This is a genomic window from Streptomyces sp. NPDC057565 (assembly GCF_042801455.1).
Classification (GTDB): domain Bacteria; phylum Actinomycetota; class Actinomycetes; order Streptomycetales; family Streptomycetaceae; genus Streptomyces; species Streptomyces yanii.
In genome coordinates this window covers 196056-214067 of the sequence record NZ_JBHVFU010000004.1, presented here as the reverse complement: position 1 = coordinate 214067, position 18012 = coordinate 196056, and the positions used below count along the sequence as shown (strand labels likewise).

The 18012-nt window shown below is 69.0% G+C and carries 14 protein-coding genes; 12 read left to right on the top strand and 2 right to left on the bottom strand.

Annotated features, from left to right (window positions below):
- The first annotated feature begins 132 nt into the window (after window positions 1–132).
- The 8 genes from obgE to ACFU8W_RS11000 all read left to right on the top strand — a co-directional run bounded on the left by obgE (window position 133) and on the right by ACFU8W_RS11000 (window position 10961).
- Window positions 133–1569 (top strand): GTPase ObgE, encoded by a 1437-nt coding sequence (gene obgE, locus ACFU8W_RS11035; protein ID WP_384034698.1) that lies wholly within the window; start codon window positions 133–135, stop codon window positions 1567–1569.
- Between the two features lie 337 nt (window positions 1570–1906).
- Entirely contained in the window at window positions 1907–3406 is a 1500-nt protein-coding gene (locus ACFU8W_RS11030; protein ID WP_345518326.1) for a bifunctional cytidylyltransferase/SDR family oxidoreductase, read from the top strand.
- Between the two features lie 136 nt (window positions 3407–3542).
- Entirely contained in the window at window positions 3543–5588 is a 2046-nt protein-coding gene (locus ACFU8W_RS11025) for a hypothetical protein (RefSeq protein WP_384034695.1), read from the top strand.
- A gap of 148 nt (window positions 5589–5736) precedes the next feature.
- Window positions 5737–6954, top strand: coding sequence for a glycosyltransferase family 2 protein (locus ACFU8W_RS11020; protein WP_384035341.1), 1218 nt, complete (start codon window positions 5737–5739; stop codon window positions 6952–6954).
- A 112-nt stretch (window positions 6955–7066) separates the two neighbouring features.
- Entirely contained in the window at window positions 7067–8137 is a 1071-nt protein-coding gene (locus ACFU8W_RS11015) for a glucose-1-phosphate thymidylyltransferase (RefSeq protein ID WP_266985732.1), read from the top strand.
- Window positions 8134–9120, top strand: coding sequence for a dTDP-glucose 4,6-dehydratase (gene rfbB / locus ACFU8W_RS11010; RefSeq protein WP_384034692.1), 987 nt, complete (start codon window positions 8134–8136; stop codon window positions 9118–9120). The genes ACFU8W_RS11015 and rfbB overlap by 4 nt, the downstream gene beginning before the upstream one ends.
- Window positions 9117–10001, top strand: coding sequence for a dTDP-4-dehydrorhamnose reductase (gene rfbD / locus ACFU8W_RS11005; RefSeq protein WP_384034689.1), 885 nt, complete (start codon window positions 9117–9119; stop codon window positions 9999–10001). The genes rfbB and rfbD overlap by 4 nt, the downstream gene beginning before the upstream one ends.
- Before the next feature lie 165 nt (window positions 10002–10166).
- The gene (locus ACFU8W_RS11000; protein WP_384034686.1) at window positions 10167–10961 is read left to right on the top strand and encodes a class I SAM-dependent methyltransferase; all 795 of its coding nucleotides are present in this window, start codon (window positions 10167–10169) and stop codon (window positions 10959–10961) included.
- A 70-nt stretch (window positions 10962–11031) separates the two neighbouring features.
- Here ACFU8W_RS11000 and rfbC read toward each other — a convergent pair whose 3' ends face one another.
- Entirely contained in the window at window positions 11032–11631 is a 600-nt protein-coding gene (rfbC, locus tag ACFU8W_RS10995) for a dTDP-4-dehydrorhamnose 3,5-epimerase (protein ID WP_384034683.1), read from the bottom strand.
- A gap of 52 nt (window positions 11632–11683) precedes the next feature.
- On the bottom strand, window positions 11684–13723 hold the full coding sequence (locus tag ACFU8W_RS10990; protein ID WP_384034680.1) for a glycosyltransferase family 2 protein: 2040 nt from the start codon (window positions 13721–13723) through the stop codon (window positions 11684–11686).
- A 391-nt stretch (window positions 13724–14114) separates the two neighbouring features.
- On the opposite strand from ACFU8W_RS10990, the gene proB reads away from it, so the two are divergent.
- The 4 genes from proB to ACFU8W_RS10970 all read left to right on the top strand — a co-directional run bounded on the left by proB (window position 14115) and on the right by ACFU8W_RS10970 (window position 17951).
- Complete coding sequence (gene proB / locus ACFU8W_RS10985; protein ID WP_345518499.1) at window positions 14115–15221, top strand: glutamate 5-kinase; 1107 nt, start codon at window positions 14115–14117, stop codon at window positions 15219–15221.
- A gap of 144 nt (window positions 15222–15365) precedes the next feature.
- Window positions 15366–15878 carry a hypothetical protein gene (locus ACFU8W_RS10980; RefSeq protein ID WP_384034676.1) on the top strand — a complete coding sequence of 171 codons (513 nt, stop codon included), beginning with the start codon at window positions 15366–15368 and terminating at the stop codon, window positions 15876–15878.
- A 79-nt stretch (window positions 15879–15957) separates the two neighbouring features.
- On the top strand, window positions 15958–17241 hold the full coding sequence (locus tag ACFU8W_RS10975; RefSeq protein WP_327246388.1) for a glutamate-5-semialdehyde dehydrogenase: 1284 nt from the start codon (window positions 15958–15960) through the stop codon (window positions 17239–17241).
- Between the two features lie 65 nt (window positions 17242–17306).
- Window positions 17307–17951, top strand: coding sequence for a hypothetical protein (locus ACFU8W_RS10970; protein WP_384034672.1), 645 nt, complete (start codon window positions 17307–17309; stop codon window positions 17949–17951).
- Window positions 17952–18012 lie beyond the last annotated feature (61 nt).

The window sequence follows — 18012 nt, the reverse complement described above, 5'->3', positions numbered from 1 at the left end:
CGGACCTCACTTCCCGTACGGGAAGCGGGTCCGCCTTTCGCGTGTTTCTCCTGTGAGAGACAGCTTCTGTCCCCAGCGGGACACCCTGAGCTATGAGTCATTTCTGCATGTGAGTAACTGGAGGTTTCCACCATGACCACCTTCGTGGACCGCGTCGAGCTGCATGCCGCCGCGGGTAACGGAGGTCACGGCTGTGCCTCCGTTCACCGTGAGAAGTTCAAGCCGCTCGGCGGTCCCGACGGCGGCAACGGCGGCCGTGGCGGGGACGTGACCCTGGTCGTCGACCAGGACATCACCACGCTTCTCGACTACCACCACAGCCCCCACCGCAAGGCCACCAACGGGCAGCCCGGTGCGGGCGACAACCGTTCCGGCAAGGACGGCCAGGACCTGATCCTGCCCGTTCCCGACGGCACGGTCGTCCTCGACAAGGACGGCAACGTGCTCGCCGACCTGGTCGGCCAGGGCACCACGTTCGTGGCCGGACAGGGCGGCCGTGGCGGCCTCGGCAACGCCGCACTCGCCTCCGCCCGCCGCAAGGCCCCCGGCTTCGCGCTGCTCGGCGAGCCGGGCGAGTCCCGGGACATCGTCCTGGAGCTCAAGACGGTCGCCGACGTCGCACTGGTGGGCTACCCGAGCGCGGGCAAGTCCTCGCTCATCTCCGTCCTGTCCGCGGCCAAGCCGAAGATCGCCGACTACCCGTTCACCACGCTCGTCCCGAACCTGGGCGTGGTCACCGCGGGCGGCACCGTCTACACCATCGCCGACGTCCCCGGGCTGATCCCCGGCGCCAGCCAGGGCAAGGGCCTCGGCCTGGAGTTCCTGCGGCACGTCGAGCGCTGCTCGGTCCTCGTGCACGTACTGGACACCGCGACGCTGGAGTCCGACCGCGACCCGGTCTCCGACCTCGACGTCATCGAGGAGGAGCTGAAGCAGTACGGCGGACTCGAGGACCGGCCCCGCATCGTCGTCCTCAACAAGATCGACATCCCGGACGGCCAGGACCTCGCCGACATGATCCGCCCGGAGCTCGAGGCGCGTGGCTACCGCGTCTTCGAGGTGTCCGCCGTCGCACACATCGGCCTGAAGGAGCTCTCCTTCGCGCTCGCCGGTGTGATCGCCGAAGCGCGCGCCGCCAAGCCGGTGGAGGAGGCGACCCGCATCGTCATCCGCCCGAAGGCCGTGGACGACGCGGGCTTCACCGTCACCCTGGAGGAGGACGGCATCTACCGGGTGCGCGGCGAGAAGCCGGAGCGCTGGGTCCGCCAGACCGACTTCAACAACGACGAGGCCGTCGGCTATCTCGCCGACCGGCTCAACCGGCTCGGGGTCGAGGACGAGCTGATGAAGGCCGGTGCCCGGGCGGGCGACGGCGTGGCCATCGGCGCCGAGGACAACGCGGTCGTCTTCGACTGGGAGCCGACCATGGCGGCGGGCGCGGAGATGCTCGGCCGGCGCGGCGAGGACCACCGCCTCGAAGCCCCCCGTCCGGCGGCCCAGCGCCGTCGCGACCGCGAGGCGGAGCGTGACGAGGTGCAGCGCGAGTTCGACGAGTTCAACCCGTTCTAGAGTTCGACGAGTTCAGCCCGTTCCGGACGGGTCACGCAGGGTGCGGCGGGTCGCGGTGGCAGATCTGTACCGGCGGCCCGCCCCTGTGGTGACCCTGCACCCGGAGTCGCCACCCGTCGCGGCCAGTGGCCGGGAATCCCGCTCACGGGTGATTCATACCGCTCAACCGTGTGGTGTCGGTCACCCGGCAGGGAAGCGCCGATTCCGGTATTCGCCCTGATCGCAAGGCAACGACAGGTGTCCACGGGGCATGCGGCAGCCGACGTTCACCTTGCGAGACGGTAACGGAGAGTGCAACCATCGCTGTGTCTCCCAGCCCTCGCAAGGTAGGTCGTCTGTGTCTGCTCAGCACATAGCTAAAGCCCGAACCACAGCAGTCGTGCTCGCCGGCGGTACCGGCCAGCGCGTGGGACTGTCGATCCCCAAGCAGCTGCTGAAGATCGCAGGCAAGGCTGTCATCGAGCACACACTGTCGATCTTCCAGCAGGCCGACTCCATCGACGACATCATTGTTCTGATGGCGCCGGGCTATGTGCCCGACGTCGAGAAGATCATCGCCAAGGCCGGCCTGACCAAGGTCACCAAGGTGATCGAGGGCGGCGCCACGCGCAACGAGACCACCGAGCGCGCCATCGCGGCCCTCGGTGAGGGCCTGGCCGAGGGCGAGGACCGCAACGTCCTCTTCCACGACGCCGTGCGCCCCTTGCTCTCGCAGCGCGTCATCCAGGACTGCGTGGACGCCCTGGACCGCTACCAGGCCGTCGACGTCGCCATCCCGTCCGCGGACACGATCATCGTGACCCGCACCCACGGCGATGACGGCGAGTTCATCACCGACGTGCCCGACCGGTCCCGGCTGCGCCGTGGCCAGACGCCGCAGGCCTTCAAGCTCTCCACGATCCGCCGCGCCTACGAGGTCGCCGCGGGCGACCCGAACTTCCAGGCCACCGACGACTGCTCGGTCGTGCTGAAGTACCTCCCCGACGTGCCGATCTACGTCGTGGCGGGCGACGAGTACAACATGAAGGTCACTCAGCCGGTCGACGTCTTCATCGCGGACAAGCTCTTCCAGCTGGCCTCGACGGCCGTCCCGCAGCCGGCCGACGACGCCGCCTACCGCGAACTGCTCACCGGCAAGACCCTGGTCGTCTTCGGCGGCTCGTACGGGATCGGCGCGGACATCGCGACGCTCGCCGAGTCCTACGGCGCCAACGTCTACGCCCTGGGCCGCTCCACCACCGGTACGCACGTGGAGAACCCCGAGCACGTCGACGAGGCTCTCTCCAAGGCTTACGCGGACACCGGCCGCGTCGACTACGTGATCAACACCGCGGGCGTGCTGCGCATCGGCAAGCTGGCCGAGACGGACAACGCAACCATCCAGGAAGCGCTGAACGTCAACTACCTGGCGCCCGTGCAGATCGCCCGCGCCTCGTACAAGTACCTCGTGGAGACCAAGGGCCAGCTGCTGCTCTACACCTCCAGCAGCTACACCCGCGGACGCGCGGAGTACAGCCTCTATTCGTCGACCAAGGCCGCCATGGTCAACCTGACCCAGGCGCTCTCGGACGAGTGGGCGGGCGACGGAGTGCGGGTGAACTGCGTGAACCCCGAGCGCACCGCGACCCCGATGCGCACCAAGGCGTTCGGCGACGAGCCCGCCGGTACGCTGCTCTCCTCCGAGGCGGTCGCCCGCACCTCGCTCGACGTCCTGCTCTCCGAGATGACCGGCCACGTCATCGACGTACGTCAGCAGGACCCGACCCGTGGCGCATCCGAGGCATCCGACTTCGAACAGGCGCTTGCCGCTGTCCTGGATCGGCAGGCGGATGTGTAATACTGCTTGACAATCGACTATTCGGACCCCTGTTGTCGCTCGTGCGAACCACAGGGGTCCGAATTCGTGAAGGTCTTCTTCACATTTCCCTCGTAAGGTAAAAAAAAGTCGGCACCCTTTTCGGAAGCGGTACTTCGTGATTTCGAAAGCCATTCGCTTGGCTCGTGTGGGCAGCGGTTCGGAGCTGGCCGCCGCGCTCCTCATGGCTCTGGGGTTCCCGTGCATAATGCTCGCGGCGATAATCCCCAATCTGTGGTTCTTCATCGTGGCGGCAGCGGCGACGTACGTGGCGGACCAGTATCTGCACAACTGCGGCAGCTACCTGATCAACCGCCTGGCCGCCGTCCGAGCCGGGCTCTCGATCCGCTTCCTGGTGCGCCAGCTCCTGTTGATCCTGCTGCTCTCCCGCATGGGATACGGCGAGGAGACGCTCTTCTACGTGACGATCGCCTGCCTGCTGGCCTTCTACGGTCTCCAGGCGCCGCAGGGCGCGATGGTCGCCCTCATCCGGCTGCGCCGCAAGCTTCCGGTGGTCACCCTCAACGTCGACCTCGAAGCCGCGCGGATTCCGGACGCCCCGCCGCAGCTGCTGATGAACCGGTCTGCGGAGAAGATGCTGAACCTGGACGTCTTCGCGATGATCGGCGTCCTGGCCGCGATGGAGACCGGCAGGCACGGGCTCGCCTATGTGGGACTCGGGCTCACGCTCGTCCTCGCGGTCGGCTATCTGGCAGCGCTCCTTCCCCATGTCCGGCCGAGCCGCCTCGCGCCGCCCGACGCCAAGGTGCTCAAGGCCGTGGGCGACTGGCTCGGTGAGTACCAGCCGACGGTGGTGCTGTACTTCTCCGGCTCGAAGGAATCGGCCTACCAGGTCAACATGTGGCTGGAAACGATGGCGCAGCTCGGTGGCCGACCGCTCATCCTGCTGCGGGAGCGCACCATGGTCCCGCAGCTGAACACGACCTCGGTGCCGGTGCTCTGCGTACCCGGTGGCGTGCACCTGATGAACCTGAACCTGTCGTCGGTGCGGGTTGCCCTCTACGCCGCCAACGTCGGCAAGAACATCCACCTGCTGCGGGTGCCGACCATGAAGCACGTCTTCATCGGCCACGGCGACAGCGACAAGCTCGCCAGCGTCAACCCGTACAGCAAGGTCTACGACGAGGTGTGGACCGCGGGCCGGGCCGGCCGCGACCGTTATGCGTTGGCCGACGTCGGCGTACGGGACGAGGACATCGTCGAGGTGGGCCGTCCCCAGCTGGCCACCATCAAGCCGTGGACCGGCGCCCCGAAGAACCCGATCCCGACCGTGCTGTACGCGCCCACCTGGGAGGGCTGGGACGACAACCCGGGGAACACCTCGCTGCTGCTGGCCGGCGAGAACATCGTCCGGCGGCTGCTGGAGGCCGAGCCGCCGGTCCGGCTGCTGTACAAGCCGCACCCCTTCACCGGCACCCGCAGCCGCGCGGCCAAGGCCGTGCATCTGCGCATCACCGCGATGATCGAGGAGGCCGCCGCCAGGCGTGCCACCGACCCGCGCTGGGCGACGGAATCGGCCGCCCTGCAAGGCGAGCGCGCCGCGGCGCAGTCCGAGCTGGCCCGCATCGAGGCGCAGCTGGCCGCGGAGCCGAGCGGTGGCCGTGTGGCCCGGGACGAGGCGGAGCTCTCCCGGGACTCGCTCGCGGACCCGGCGCGCGAGGCCGAGACCGCGAAGCTGAAGGACGAGTGGAATGCCGCGTTCTGGCGCTCGCTGGGCTGGTGGGAGCACAAGGTCATCTCCGGCTCCCAGATGCGTCTGTACGACTGCTTCAACGAGTCGGACGGCATGGTCTCGGACATCTCCAGCGTGGTGTCCGACTTCATCGCGAGCGGCAAGCCGTACGCGGTCACGGACTCCGCCGAGCTGGGCGAGGACGAGTTCCGTCGGCAGAACACCGCGGTACGTGCCGCAGTGATCCTCTCCAACGCGGCGACCGAGCTGGATGCCCTGCTCGGCGCGGTGGTCGACGAGAGCGCGGACACGCTGGCGGACGCCCGGCGTGAGCTGAAGCGCTATCTGCTCGGCCCGGACGAGCCCACGTCCATCGTGCAGTTCGACGCGGCCGTGACGGCGCTCGCCGCCAAGTCGGAAGCGCGGAACAGCGGTGTGGCGATCAGCCTGAGCGAGCCCGTGAACGGCTGAAAATCGCCGCAACCCATACAGGTTCACCAAGGCCCGGTAAAGACCCTGAGGGGATTTGCCGGGCCTTTGTGATGAGCGTCACTATTCACACGTCGAGTGTCGGACAACCAACGGGTGGCGTCGGCTGTCTTCTGTGGGTGTGAACGAGATGCAAATTCCTGACGTGACGGTGATCGTCGGAGCGTACGAGGCAATGCCGTACCTCGTGCGCTGTCTCGAATCCGTGGAGTCCCAGACGATCGGCGCGAACCGGATCGAAATCGTCGCGGTCGACGACGGTTCGACCGATGGCACCGGCGAATACCTGGAGGAATTCGCCGCCCGCTCCGCGGTGCCGACGAGAGTCGTGCGTCAGGCGAACTCCGGCGGCCCGAGCGGCCCGCGCAACGTGGGGCTCGGCATGGCGCGCGGCCGCTATGTCTTCTTCCTCGACGCCGACGACTACTTCGGCGACGAGGCCCTGGAGCGGATGGTCGCCACGGCCGACCGGGCCGGCACCGATGTCGTGCTCGGAAAGGTGATCGGCGTCAACCGGGGAGCGCCCCAGTCGATGTGGAACGCCACCAAGGACCGGGTCGACGTATACAACTCCAAGGTCATATACACGCTGAGCGCGCAGAAGCTCTTCCGGCGGGAATTGCTGGAACGGCTCGCGCTGCGATTCGACGAAGATCTCCGGACCGGCGAGGACGCCCTGTTCACGATGGAGGCCTATCTGCGAGGTGCCGGAATCTCCGTGATCTCCGACTACGTCTGCTATTACCTGGTCGGCCGCGACGACGGAAAGCACGTCACCAAGAGCGGCACCTATGAATGGCGCTTCGATTCCATGCGGGCGATGATGGAGCTCATTCACCGGCTCGAACCCGCAGGCCCGAAGCGTGATTTTCTGATGGTCCGGCCCTTCACGGTCGGCATGCTGCAGCAGTTCGGTCCTCGCGTGCTCAAGGAGTCGCCGGAGGTGCGTCGCCACAAGCTGGAGCTTGCGACGCCCCTGATGGACGCGTACTGGAACGACGGCGTGGCCGGGCGGATCAAGGTGGCCGAGCGGTTGCGGCTCGCCTGCGTCGCCAAGGGGCGTGCCGATCTGCTCGTCGACCACCTGGAGTTCCTCCGGGCGAAGACCGTTCCGGACGTGATCCGTTCGCGCCGGGGCGACAAGCTCTATCTCGCGTACCCGCACTTCCGTGACCGGTCGGCCGGTCTCCCCGATTCCGTTTTCGAGGTCACCGTGCCCGACTGGCACGGCGGCAAGCGCATCGAGCAGCCCGCGGCCGTGGCTCGCCGGGCGTCGCTCTCCCGGCGGGTGGCGCGCCGTATGCGCAGGGACGTCCGGCGCCTGACGTCGCGTCTGAGCCCGGGCTGAACGGCCGTTCGACCCGCGGATTTCCCCCGAATCGCAGGGGGATTCTCGGTAAAATCGCCCAGAAGGTCGCGCCGCGCGACAGGACCGACATCTCACTATGAGGACTGGTCACGTGAAGGCTCTCGTACTGTCCGGAGGGGCGGGCACCCGCCTCCGCCCCATCACGCACACCTCGGCCAAACAGCTGGTCCCCGTGGCGAACAAGCCGGTGCTGTTCTACGGCCTGGAAGCGATCGCGGAGGCCGGCATCACCGAAGTCGGCATCATCGTGGGCGACACGGCCGAGGAGATCCGCGAGGCGGTCGGCGACGGTTCCCGGTTCGGCCTCGATGTCACCTACATCCCGCAGGCCGAGCCGCTCGGGCTCGCGCACGCGGTGCTGATCGCCCGCGACTTCCTGGGCGACGACGACTTCGTGATGTACCTCGGTGACAACTTCATCGTCGGCGGGATCGCCGGTCTGGTCGAGGAGTTCCGCGCGGACCGGCCCGAGGCCCAGATCCTGCTGACCCGGGTGCCCAATCCGACCGCGTTCGGCGTCGCCGAACTCGACGGCGACGGCCGGGTGGTGGCCCTGGAGGAGAAGCCGAAGAGGCCCAAGAGCGATCTTGCGCTCGTCGGCGTCTATCTCTTCACACCCGCCGTCCACGAGGCGGTGCGATCGATCCAGCCTTCCTGGCGCGGCGAGTTGGAGATCACGCACGCCATCCAGTGGCTGATCGACCAGCGGCGCGACGTCCGCTCCACCACCATCCGCGGGTACTGGAAGGACACCGGCAACGTCACCGACATGCTGGAGGTCAACCGGACCGTGCTGGAGACCGTCGAGCCGTCCGTCGAGGGCGCCGACGTCGACGACGACAGCGAGATCATCGGCCGGGTCCGGATCGAGGCCGGCGCCAAGGTCACCGGCAGCCGGATCGTCGGCCCCGTGATCATCGGTGCGGGATCGGTGATCAGCGGCGCGTACGTCGGCCCGTTCACCTCGATCGCGCAGAACTGCCGGATCGAGGACAGCGAGATCGAGTACTCCATCGTTCTGCAGGGCGCCTCCATCGCCGGTGTCCGGCGCGTCGAGGCGTCGCTCATCGGCCATGACGTCGAAGTGACCCCCGCCCCCCGATCCCCGTCCGCCCACCGACTCGTGCTCGGCGACCACAGCAAGGTGCAGATCTCCTCATGACGACCAACATCCTGGTGACCGGAGGGGCCGGCTTCATCGGTTCGCACTACGTCCGTACGGTGCTCGGCCCGCAGGGGCCCGGCGATGTCGCCGTCACCGTGCTCGACAAGCTCACCTACGCGGGCAACTTGGCCAATCTCGACGAGGTCCGCGAGCACCCCGGCTTCGCCTTCGTGCAGGGCGACATCTGCGACCCCGAGCTGGTCTCCAAGCTGATGGCCGAGCACGACGAGGTGGTGCACTTCGCCGCCGAGTCGCATGTGGACCGGTCCATCGACGGCGGTGCCGAGTTCGTCCGTACGAATGTGGTGGGCACCCACACCCTGATCCACGCCGCACACCTGGCGGGCATCAAGACCTTCGTGCACATCTCTACCGATGAGGTCTACGGTTCGATCGACGAGGGCTCCTGGCCCGAGACGGACCCGCTGGCGCCCAACTCGCCGTACTCCGCGGCCAAGGCGTCCAGCGATCTGATCGCCCTCTCGTACCACCGCACCCACGGCCTCGATGTGCGGGTGACCCGCTGCTCCAACAACTACGGGCACCACCACTTCCCCGAGAAGGTCATCCCGCTGTTCGTCACCAACCTGCTGGACGGCAGGACGGTCCCGTTGTACGGAGACGGCGCCAACGTCCGCGACTGGCTGCACATCGACGACCACGTCCAGGGCATCGAACTGGTCCGCACGAAGGGCCGGGCCGGCGAGGTGTACAACATCGGCGGCGGCACCGAGCTCTCCAACAAGGAACTCACCGGCCTGCTGCTGGACGCCTGCGGCGCCGACTGGGACACCAGCGTCACCTACGTCGAGGACCGCAAGGGCCACGACCGCCGCTACTCCGTCGACTGCACGAAGATCCGCGAGGAGCTCGGCTACGAGCCCCGCAAGGACTTCCGCACGGGACTCGCGGAAACCGTGCAGTGGTACCGCGACAACCGTGCCTGGTGGGAGCCGCTGAAGAGCAGGGCCGCCCTGTGAGCGCCGCCTGGCTGGTGACCGGAGCCGCCGGGATGCTCGGCCAGGACGTCCTGGCCCGGCTCGTCGGCGAGGGCCTCAGCGCGGTCGCCGCCGACCGCGCGGCCATGGACATCACCGACCCCGCCTCGGTGCGGGCGGGCTTCGAGCGGCACCGCCCCGCCGTTGTCGTGAACTGCGCCGCCTGGACCGCCGTCGACGACGCCGAGTCCCAGGAGGACGCGGCGCTGCGGGTCAACGGCACGGGCCCGGAGGTCCTTGCCGCCGCCTGCCGCGCATACGGCACGGTCCTCCTCCAGGTCTCGACCGACTACGTCTTCGCCGGGGACGCCGAGAAGCCGTACCCGGAGGACGCCGCGACCGGCCCGCGCAGCGCCTACGGGCGGACCAAACTGGCGGGGGAGCGTGCGGTCCTGGAGACCCTTCCGGACACCGGTTACGTCGTCCGCACCGCCTGGCTGTACGGCGCGGGCGGCCCCAACTTCGTCCGTACGATGATCAAACTGGAGGGAGTCAAGGACACCCTCGACGTGGTCGACGACCAGCGCGGACAACCCACCTGGACCACCGACCTGGCAGGCCAGCTGGTCCGGCTCGGGCAGGCCGCCCTGGCAGGGACCGCCCCCGCGGGCGTCTACCACGGCACCAGCGGCGGTGAGACGACGTGGTTCGGCTTCACCCGGGAGATCTTCCGGCTCCTGGGCGCCGATCCGGCGCGCGTCCGCCCCACCACCAGCGACGCCTTCGTCCGGCCTGCGCCCCGGCCCGCGTTCAGCGTGCTCGGGCACGACTGCTGGGCGGCGGCCGGAATGGAACCGGTCCGCGACTGGCGGGAGGCGCTGGCGGAGGCATTTCCGGCACTGCTCCGAACGGAACGCCCTTGATCATCCAATGATCACACCGATAACCGGCAGCCAACTGGCCTCCTGCATTCCGCTCGCGGGAGACCTCAGGTGTTAACAATGGAAGAACGCTTACGCCGCAGTGCATTCATAGGGTAACTTCGCCGGGAATCGGACCAGTTGATTTCTGTCGAAGGGCCGCTCCACGTGAACCGCCATGAGTTTCTGCGTCACATGCACCGTGTCTACCGGCCCCGGAACTATCTGGAGATCGGAGTCAACGACGGCAGGAGCCTGGCCCTTTCGCGGGTGCCCTCCGTCGCCGTCGACCCGGCCTTCCGCGTGGTGACGGACATCAGCTGCGACGTCCACCTGGTCAAGGCGACGAGCGACGCCTTCTTCGCCCGCAAGGACCCGCTGATCCACCTGCGCAACGGCCGCAACCCGTTCCGCGCACTCGCCCGCCGGGACCCGCTCAATGTGCTCGGCGGGGACCCCAAGGTGGAACTCTCCTTCATCGACGGCATGCATCTCTTCGAGTACGCGTTGCGCGACTTCATGAACGTCGAACGGCATTCCCGCTGGTCGAGCGTGATCGTTCTCGACGACATGCTGCCGCGCAATGTCGACGAGGCGGCCCGGGACCGGCACACCAAATTCTGGACCGGCGATGTCTACAAGGTGGTGCAGGTGCTGCGCCGTTACCGTCCCGACCTGGTGGTCGTCGAGATCGATACGGCGCCGACCGGCGTGGTCGCCGTGTTCGGTGCCGATCCGGAGAGCGACATTCTGAAGAACGCGTACGACAAGATCATCGAGGAGTATGTCGTACCCGATCCTCAGGACGTGCCCGAAGAGGTGCTGGTGCGCAAGACCGCAGTCCGGCCGGAGACGCTGCTCGGAGCCGACTTCTGGCCCGCGCTGACCCGGGCCCGCAATCTGCGCCGTCCCCGCTCGGCGTTCACGTCGCTGCGCGGGCGTATCGAGGCCGTCGCGAGCTGAGTCTGCGCGGACGGAGAAGCCCCCGTGATCCCTTCCGGACCACGGGGGCTCTCGCTGCGCTGCCGCCCGTTCAGCCCCGGGCGCGCAGCTGCGCGTAGTACGCCCGGCACGCCTCGTACGAAGGAAGCAGGCCCTGCTTCTCGGCCTCGGCCAGCGAAGGGGCGGCGGCGTCCTTCTCCGAGAGCAGCGGGGTGATGCCCTCCGGCCACTCGATCGACAGCTCCGGGTCGAGCGGGTCGATGCCGTGCTCACGACCGGGCGCGTACCCCTCGGAGCACAGATAGAGGACCGTCGCGTCGTCCGTCAGCGCCATGAACGAGTGTCCGAGCCCCTCGGCGAGGTAGACCGAGTGATGGTCCATGTCGTCGAGGCGTACGGCCTCCCACTGCTTGTACGTGGGGGAGCCGACCCGGATGTCCACGATGACGTCGAGCACCGCGCCGCGCACGCACTTGACGTACTTCGCCTGGCTCGGCGGCACATCGGCGAAGTGGATACCGCGCAGCGTGCCGCGGCGGGAGACCGAGAAATTGGCCTGGGCGAGCTGCAGACCGTGGCCTGCGGCCTCGCTGAGCTCGGAGGCCCTGAACCACTCGTGGAAGCTGCCGCGACTGTCCGGGAAGACCTTGGGCTCATGCACCCAGGCGCCTTCGAGAGAGAGCTGCCGCATGCGATCACGTCCTTGTTCCGTGCTGGCTGAGGGGGTGGTCCGGGATCCCGGATCAGCTGGTGAATCGGGCGGCCAGGCGACGCGCCCGCTTGCGGCCGCCGGGCGGGAGTCTGCGGACGAGCGGGCCGCCGACCGCGCGCAGTGTTCGCTGCAGCGTCGCCTTCCGGCGGTTCGTGCCGACCTCCGCCATGATCGCGGCGTCGACCTCGGGCAGGGCCGGGTCGAGGTGGATCCGGCCGCGGCCGCCGACGGTGACGTCGCAGAGCGGGAGCGCGGGGCCGTCCTCGCCGTCGAGCCGGACCGAGAGCTTCCAGTCGCCCGTCGCGACGCCCCGCGCACGTCCGGGCACCGTCAGATGGGCGCGGCCCTCGGTGGGGTGCAGCGAGGTCCGTACCGTGCGGACGGCGCCGGTTGTCCCGTCGGCCGGGCTCAGGACCAGCTGGGCGCCGGAGACAGCGGTGGCAGTCGTGGTGAAGAGGTCCAGCCGCAGCTCCGGCCGGCTGCCCGGCGTCCGCAGCACCGGACGGCCCGCGAGATGGTCGGCCAGCTTCTTGCTGCGGCGGGCGACATCGAGCGTGAGGTTGCCGTGCGGATCGGTGAAGTACGGGATGACAGCGCGCGCCGGGGACCCGAGGGAGGCGGGCAGACAGGCGGCGTCCACGCCTTCGGCACGGTCGGCGCCGAGCCGGGCCTTGCGGACCAGACCCAGTCCGCGCAGTGGCACCCAGACGTCCCAGAAGCCGCGCGACACCCGCCCGCGGCCCTTGACCGCCTCGGCGGACAGATGGCCGCTGCCGTGCAGGACGACTTCGCAGACGTCGTCTCCGAGCTCTTCCATCTCCGTGGTGAACGTCGCGGGGCAGGGCCACTCGACGGCCGTCTCGCGATTGCGGAGCGAGAGTTCGGCGGAGAAGCCGTCGAGGTCGTCGGTGATGTCCAGCAGTCCGCCGTCGGCCTGCAGCCCGTCGGCGAGATCGGGGTGCAGGTAGTAGCGGCCCTCGCGGCGCAGCAGCCGCACCGGGGCCCGGTCCTCGCCGTGGACCAGCCGGGCGCTGACGGTGATCGCGATCCTGCCGTCCGGCTGCCAGGCGAATGTCTCCAGCTGTGCCGCCGCCGTGACGGACGAGGCGAAGCGCGCGATGCGGAGGAGACCCTGCCGGTCGTCCGCGCGCAGCAGTGTCGACCGCGCCCGCAGGACCGGACCCAGGCCGTCGTGCACTCCGTCGCCCATGAAGTCCGTGGCCAGCGGCCGGATGGCGTCGCACATCTCGTCGTAGAACTCCGGCTGGTAGCGCAGCACCGCGGGCTCGCTGAGCCGGCTGAGCATCTCGACGCGGTAGAAGCGGCGCAGCAGCCGGTCCCGGAATGCTCCCGGCTCCGTATGGGCCATGACGACGTCGAGGACCTCGCGGAGGTTCCCGTAGTAGCCGGACGGCACGATCCTCGTCGATCCGGCGTTCTTGCCGTCGTCCCGCTTCGAGTAGTAGTAGCAGGTGTACGTGCCCAGGATGGAGACGACCTTGGCCGGGAAGTACGCCTGCATCATGTAGAGCTGGTCCTCCAGGCGGCGCTTCCCCTCGGGGTAGGCGATGCCGTTCTCACGGAGGAATTCCGTACGAAACATCTTGTGCGGCGTGAGGCTGTCGTACAGCGGGGCGTCGTGCAGGGTGCACTTCTCGCGGTTCGTCTTGAACACGCCGTGCGGGACGCCGCGGAAGTTGCTGGCCACCTTGCCGATGACAATGTCCGAGCCGTTGCGTCGGCCCATGTCGTACAGCCGCTCCAGGGCGCCGGAGGCGAGATGGTCGTCCTGGTCCACGAACTGGACGTATTCACCCTTCGCCTCGGCCACCCCGACGTTGCGGGGCTTTCCCGGCCAGCCGGAATTCGGGATGGTGATCACCCGGAAATGCGGATGCTCCGCGGCCAGCTGCTTGAGGCGGTCAGGAGTGTCGTCCGTCGACCCGTCGTTGACGAAGAGGACTTCGAACTCCCGCGCCGGTAGGGTCTGCCGCAGGAGCGAGTCGATGCAGGGTTCGATGAACCTGCCCGGGTTGTATACCGGAATGACGACACTTACTTTAATTGGCATCGCTACTGTCCCATGGCTGATAGAGGCCCTGTGAGCCGGCGGCGGGTGCGGGTCCGCGCACTGCGGAGAACGGCGATACAACACCGCCTGCCGTGCACCCTATCGACTGTTAGATGGGCGGCGTGGCCGGATGGTTGCCCAGGGCGGTGGTCAATGATTCGGCCGCCGAAAGGTGCGTACGGATTTGCGAATCATTTGATCTGACCGCTTCCGCTCCGGCGCTCCTCAGGGCAACCGGTCTCCGCTCAATGGCCGAAAAGGGAGAGTGGAGTCCGATTATCGGGAACGCCCGTTCGGTCCGCGCCCCATGCAGCTCGCGTACCCTGACGGCGAGCAGGCGCAGCCGACGGCGAGGACGGGGACAGTGCACGTGGCAGGGGCAAGACAGGGCGTGACCGAGGCGCGCAGGATCGTGGTCAAGGTCGGGTCGTCGTCCCTCACCACCGCGGCCGGAGGCCTGGACGCCGACCGGGTCGACGCACTCGTCGATGTGCTCGCCAAGGTCAGGAGCGGCGGGGAGAAGGAGATCGTCCTCGTCTCCTCCGGCGCCATCGCGGCCGGACTCGCCCCGCTCGGCCTGGTGCGCCGACCCAAGGATCTGGCCAGGCAGCAGGCCGCCGCCAGCGTCGGCCAGGGCCTGCTCGTCGCCCGCTACACCGCCTCCTTCGCGAGGTACGGCGTACGCGTCGGTCAGGTGCTGCTGACCAGCAACGACACGAGCCGCCGCGCCCACTACCGCAACGCCTACCGCACCCTGGACCAGCTCCTGGAGATGGGCGCGCTCCCGGTCGTCAACGAGAACGACACCGTGGCCACCGACGAGATCCGGTTCGGCGACAACGACCGGCTCGCCGCGCTCGTCGCCCACCTCGTCCGCGCCGACCTGCTGGTCCTCCTCTCCGACGTCGACGGCCTCTACGACGGCGACCCCAGCACCCCCGGCACCACACGCATCGCCGAGGTGACGGGCCCCGCCGATCTGGAGGGCGTCACCATCGGCAGCGCCGGAAAGGCGGGCGTCGGCACCGGCGGCATGGTCACCAAGGTCGAAGCCGCCCGGATTGCCACGGCCGCCGGGGTGCCGGTCGTGCTGACCTCCGCGAGCCGCGCCGCCGACGCCCTCGCGGGCCGCGACACCGGCACGTACTTCCACCGCACCGGACGTCGCTCGGCCGACCGGTTGCTCTGGCTGGCCCACGCCTCCACCCCGCAGGGATGGCTGACCCTGGACGACGGGGCCGTACGGGCCGTCGTCGAGCGCCACAGCTCGCTCCTGCCGGCCGGGATCGCCGCCGTCGAGGGCGAGTTCACCGCGGGGGACCCGGTGGAACTGCGCGACCTGCGCGGCCGCCCCGTGGCCCGCGGACTTGTCAACTTCGACGCCAAGGAGATTCCGCAGCTGCTCGGGCGCTCCACCCGTGACCTGGCACGCGAGCTCGGGCCGGCGTACGAGCGCGAGGTCGTACACAGGGACGATCTGGTCCTCCTGCACCACTGACCTGCCCCCTGAATCGACTGAAAAGTCCGGACTTCCGGCGGAGACCTTCATGAAAACCGCCCCACGCCCGGCCCGGGACTGGTCAACTTTGTAACGGGGACACAGCGGGGTACAGCACAGCAACGCATTCACAGGAGGCCGCCGGTGAGACGAGCGCACCCGGGGGCGCCGCCCCGAGGAACGGGTGGCCGCACCCTGACCAGCGTCGGAGCAGGTGCCGGCTTCGACGGGAACCGGCCCGCGGACAGGGCCGTCGACAGGGCCACCGACGGAACCACAGCCCCCGAGCCGACGGGGGCGAAGGAGGAACGCACCCAGTCGAAGCTGTGGCACATCACGCTCAGCGTCTCGGGCACCGAGACTCCGCTGAAGGAGGTCAGACGCGGTCTGGAACAGCTCGCGCACGACCACCCCTTCCTGCTGACCAGCCGGTACGCCAACGACCACGCGGAGATCCGCTACTGGGAGGAGGCCCGCGATCTGCACGACGCGGCGGCGGTCGCGCTGCGGCTGTGGGGCGAGCACCGCTCCAGCGCCAAACTGCCGCCCTGGGAGATCGTCGGCCTGGAGGTCATCGACCGGGAGACGTACCACCAGCGGATCGCCGAGGGATACGGGCCGCCGCCGGCTGCACCGGTCGGCGTCCACCCGTACTGAACCGGCCCGTTCTGGGACGGTCGTCTCGCATCACGGGATACGTGAGGGATGCCCGCAGTCTGCGCACTACCCTGCGGGCATGACCACGCTTTCGCCGTACGACAACATGTCCCCGGTCGCCCAGGCCGCCTACCGGGCACGCTCTGCCGCCGCCGACATCGCGCCACTGCCGCGTGCGGCCAAGGACGACGCGCTGCTGGCGATCGCGGACGCGCTGGAAGTGCGGACGAGCGAGATCGTCGAGGCCAACGCCGAGGACGTCGCCCGTGCCCGCGAGGCAGGCACCAGCGAGTCGATCGTCGACCGGCTCACCCTCACCCCCGAGCGGATCCGGGCCATCGCCGCCGATGTGCGACACGTGGCCGCCCTGCCCGACCCGGTCGGCGAAGTGGTGCGCGGATCGACCCTGCCCAACGGCATCGACCTGCGCCAGGTCCGGGTGCCGCTCGGCGTCGTCGGGATCATCTACGAGGCCCGGCCCAATGTGACGGTGGACGCCGCGGCGCTCTGCCTGAAGTCCGGCAACGCCGTCCTGCTGCGCGGCTCGTCGTCCGCGTACGCCTCCAACACCGCACTCGTCCGGGTGGTGCGCGACGCGGTCGGAGGTTCCGGGCTGCCGGCCGACGCGGTGCAGTTGGTGCCGGGCGAGAGCCGCGACTCGGTGCGTGAACTGATGAGGGCCCGCGGTCTCGTCGACGTACTGATCCCGCGCGGCGGCGCCTCGCTGATCCGTACGGTCGTGGAGGAGTCGACGGTTCCGGTCATCGAGACCGGAACCGGCAACTGCCACGTGTACGTGGACGCGCAGACCGACCTCGACATGGCCGTCGAGATCCTGATCAACTCCAAGGCCCAGCGTCCGAGCGTCTGCAACTCCGCCGAGACGCTGCTGGTCCACAAGGACATCGCCGCGGAGTTCATGCCCCGGGCCCTGGACGCGCTGGCCGACGCAGGGGTGACGGTCCACGGTGACGAGCGGGTCCTGGAGTACGCCGACGGGTCCAAGGCCACCGTCGTGGCGGCGACGCCCGAGGACTGGGAGACCGAGTACCTCTCGTACGACATCGCGGCAGCCGTCGTCGAATCGCTGGACGCGGCGGTGGCACACATCCGGCTCTGGTCCTCGGGCCACACCGAGGCGATCGTCACCACCTCGCAGGCCGCCGCCCGCCGGTTCACCCAACTGGTGGATTCCACGACGGTCGCCGTAAATGCATCCACCCGGTTCACCGACGGAGGGCAGTTCGGGTTCGGTGCGGAAATCGGGATCTCCACGCAGAAGCTGCATGCCAGGGGCCCGATGGGGCTGCCGGAGCTGACCTCGACGAAGTACATCGTGACAGGCGACGGTCACGTTCGGTGATCTCCGGCTCCGGCGATTTTGCGCTCTCCCTGCCCAAATCGACCCGCCGGGGCTACGCTGAAGCTGTGCCGGACGACGTGGGGGGCAGGCCGTTCCCGGACGGCTGGGAGCCCGACGACGACCGCGGGGGCGCGGACGAGGACTTCGCCTCCGTGGTGTTCGACGAGGACTTCGTCCGGGCCGCCGAGTTCCATGAACCCACCGCGGTGGAGCGGCTGTTGGCTGCTGCCGAGGCGCGCGCCGAGGCCGAGGCGGCCCGAGCCCGCGCAGGTGGCGGCCCCGGCGACGACGATTTCTTCGACGACGGGTACGGCCCGGGCGGCGACTACAGCCGCAGAAGCCCCTACGGCGACCCGATGGACCCCGACGGGCTGGGCGATTACGACAACAGCCCCTACGGGCGCCACGGAGGCGCCCTGCGTCCCTACCGAGGTGCCGCACGCTGGCACCGGCCGGTGGCCTGGCTGCTCGCGCTGCTGATGGGCATCGGTATGGTCGCGCTGGCCTTCAGCGCGGTCTACCGGGGCACCTCGGCCAACCGGCAGGACCAGGTGCCGCCGCCCGCCTCGACCGGTGTGGACAGCGCGCCCGAGCAGAGGGCCGTGGAGTCCCGGACGGGCGGCGGACCGCTTCCCGGGCGTCCGGGCGGCCCCTCGGGCTCCGCGGATCACTCCCGGCCGGCCGTCTCCGCAGTGCCCCGCACTCCATGACCTGAAGATCGCGTACGAACTTGACGCGCACCAGTGCGTTTACGCAGGCCCCCGCCGACCT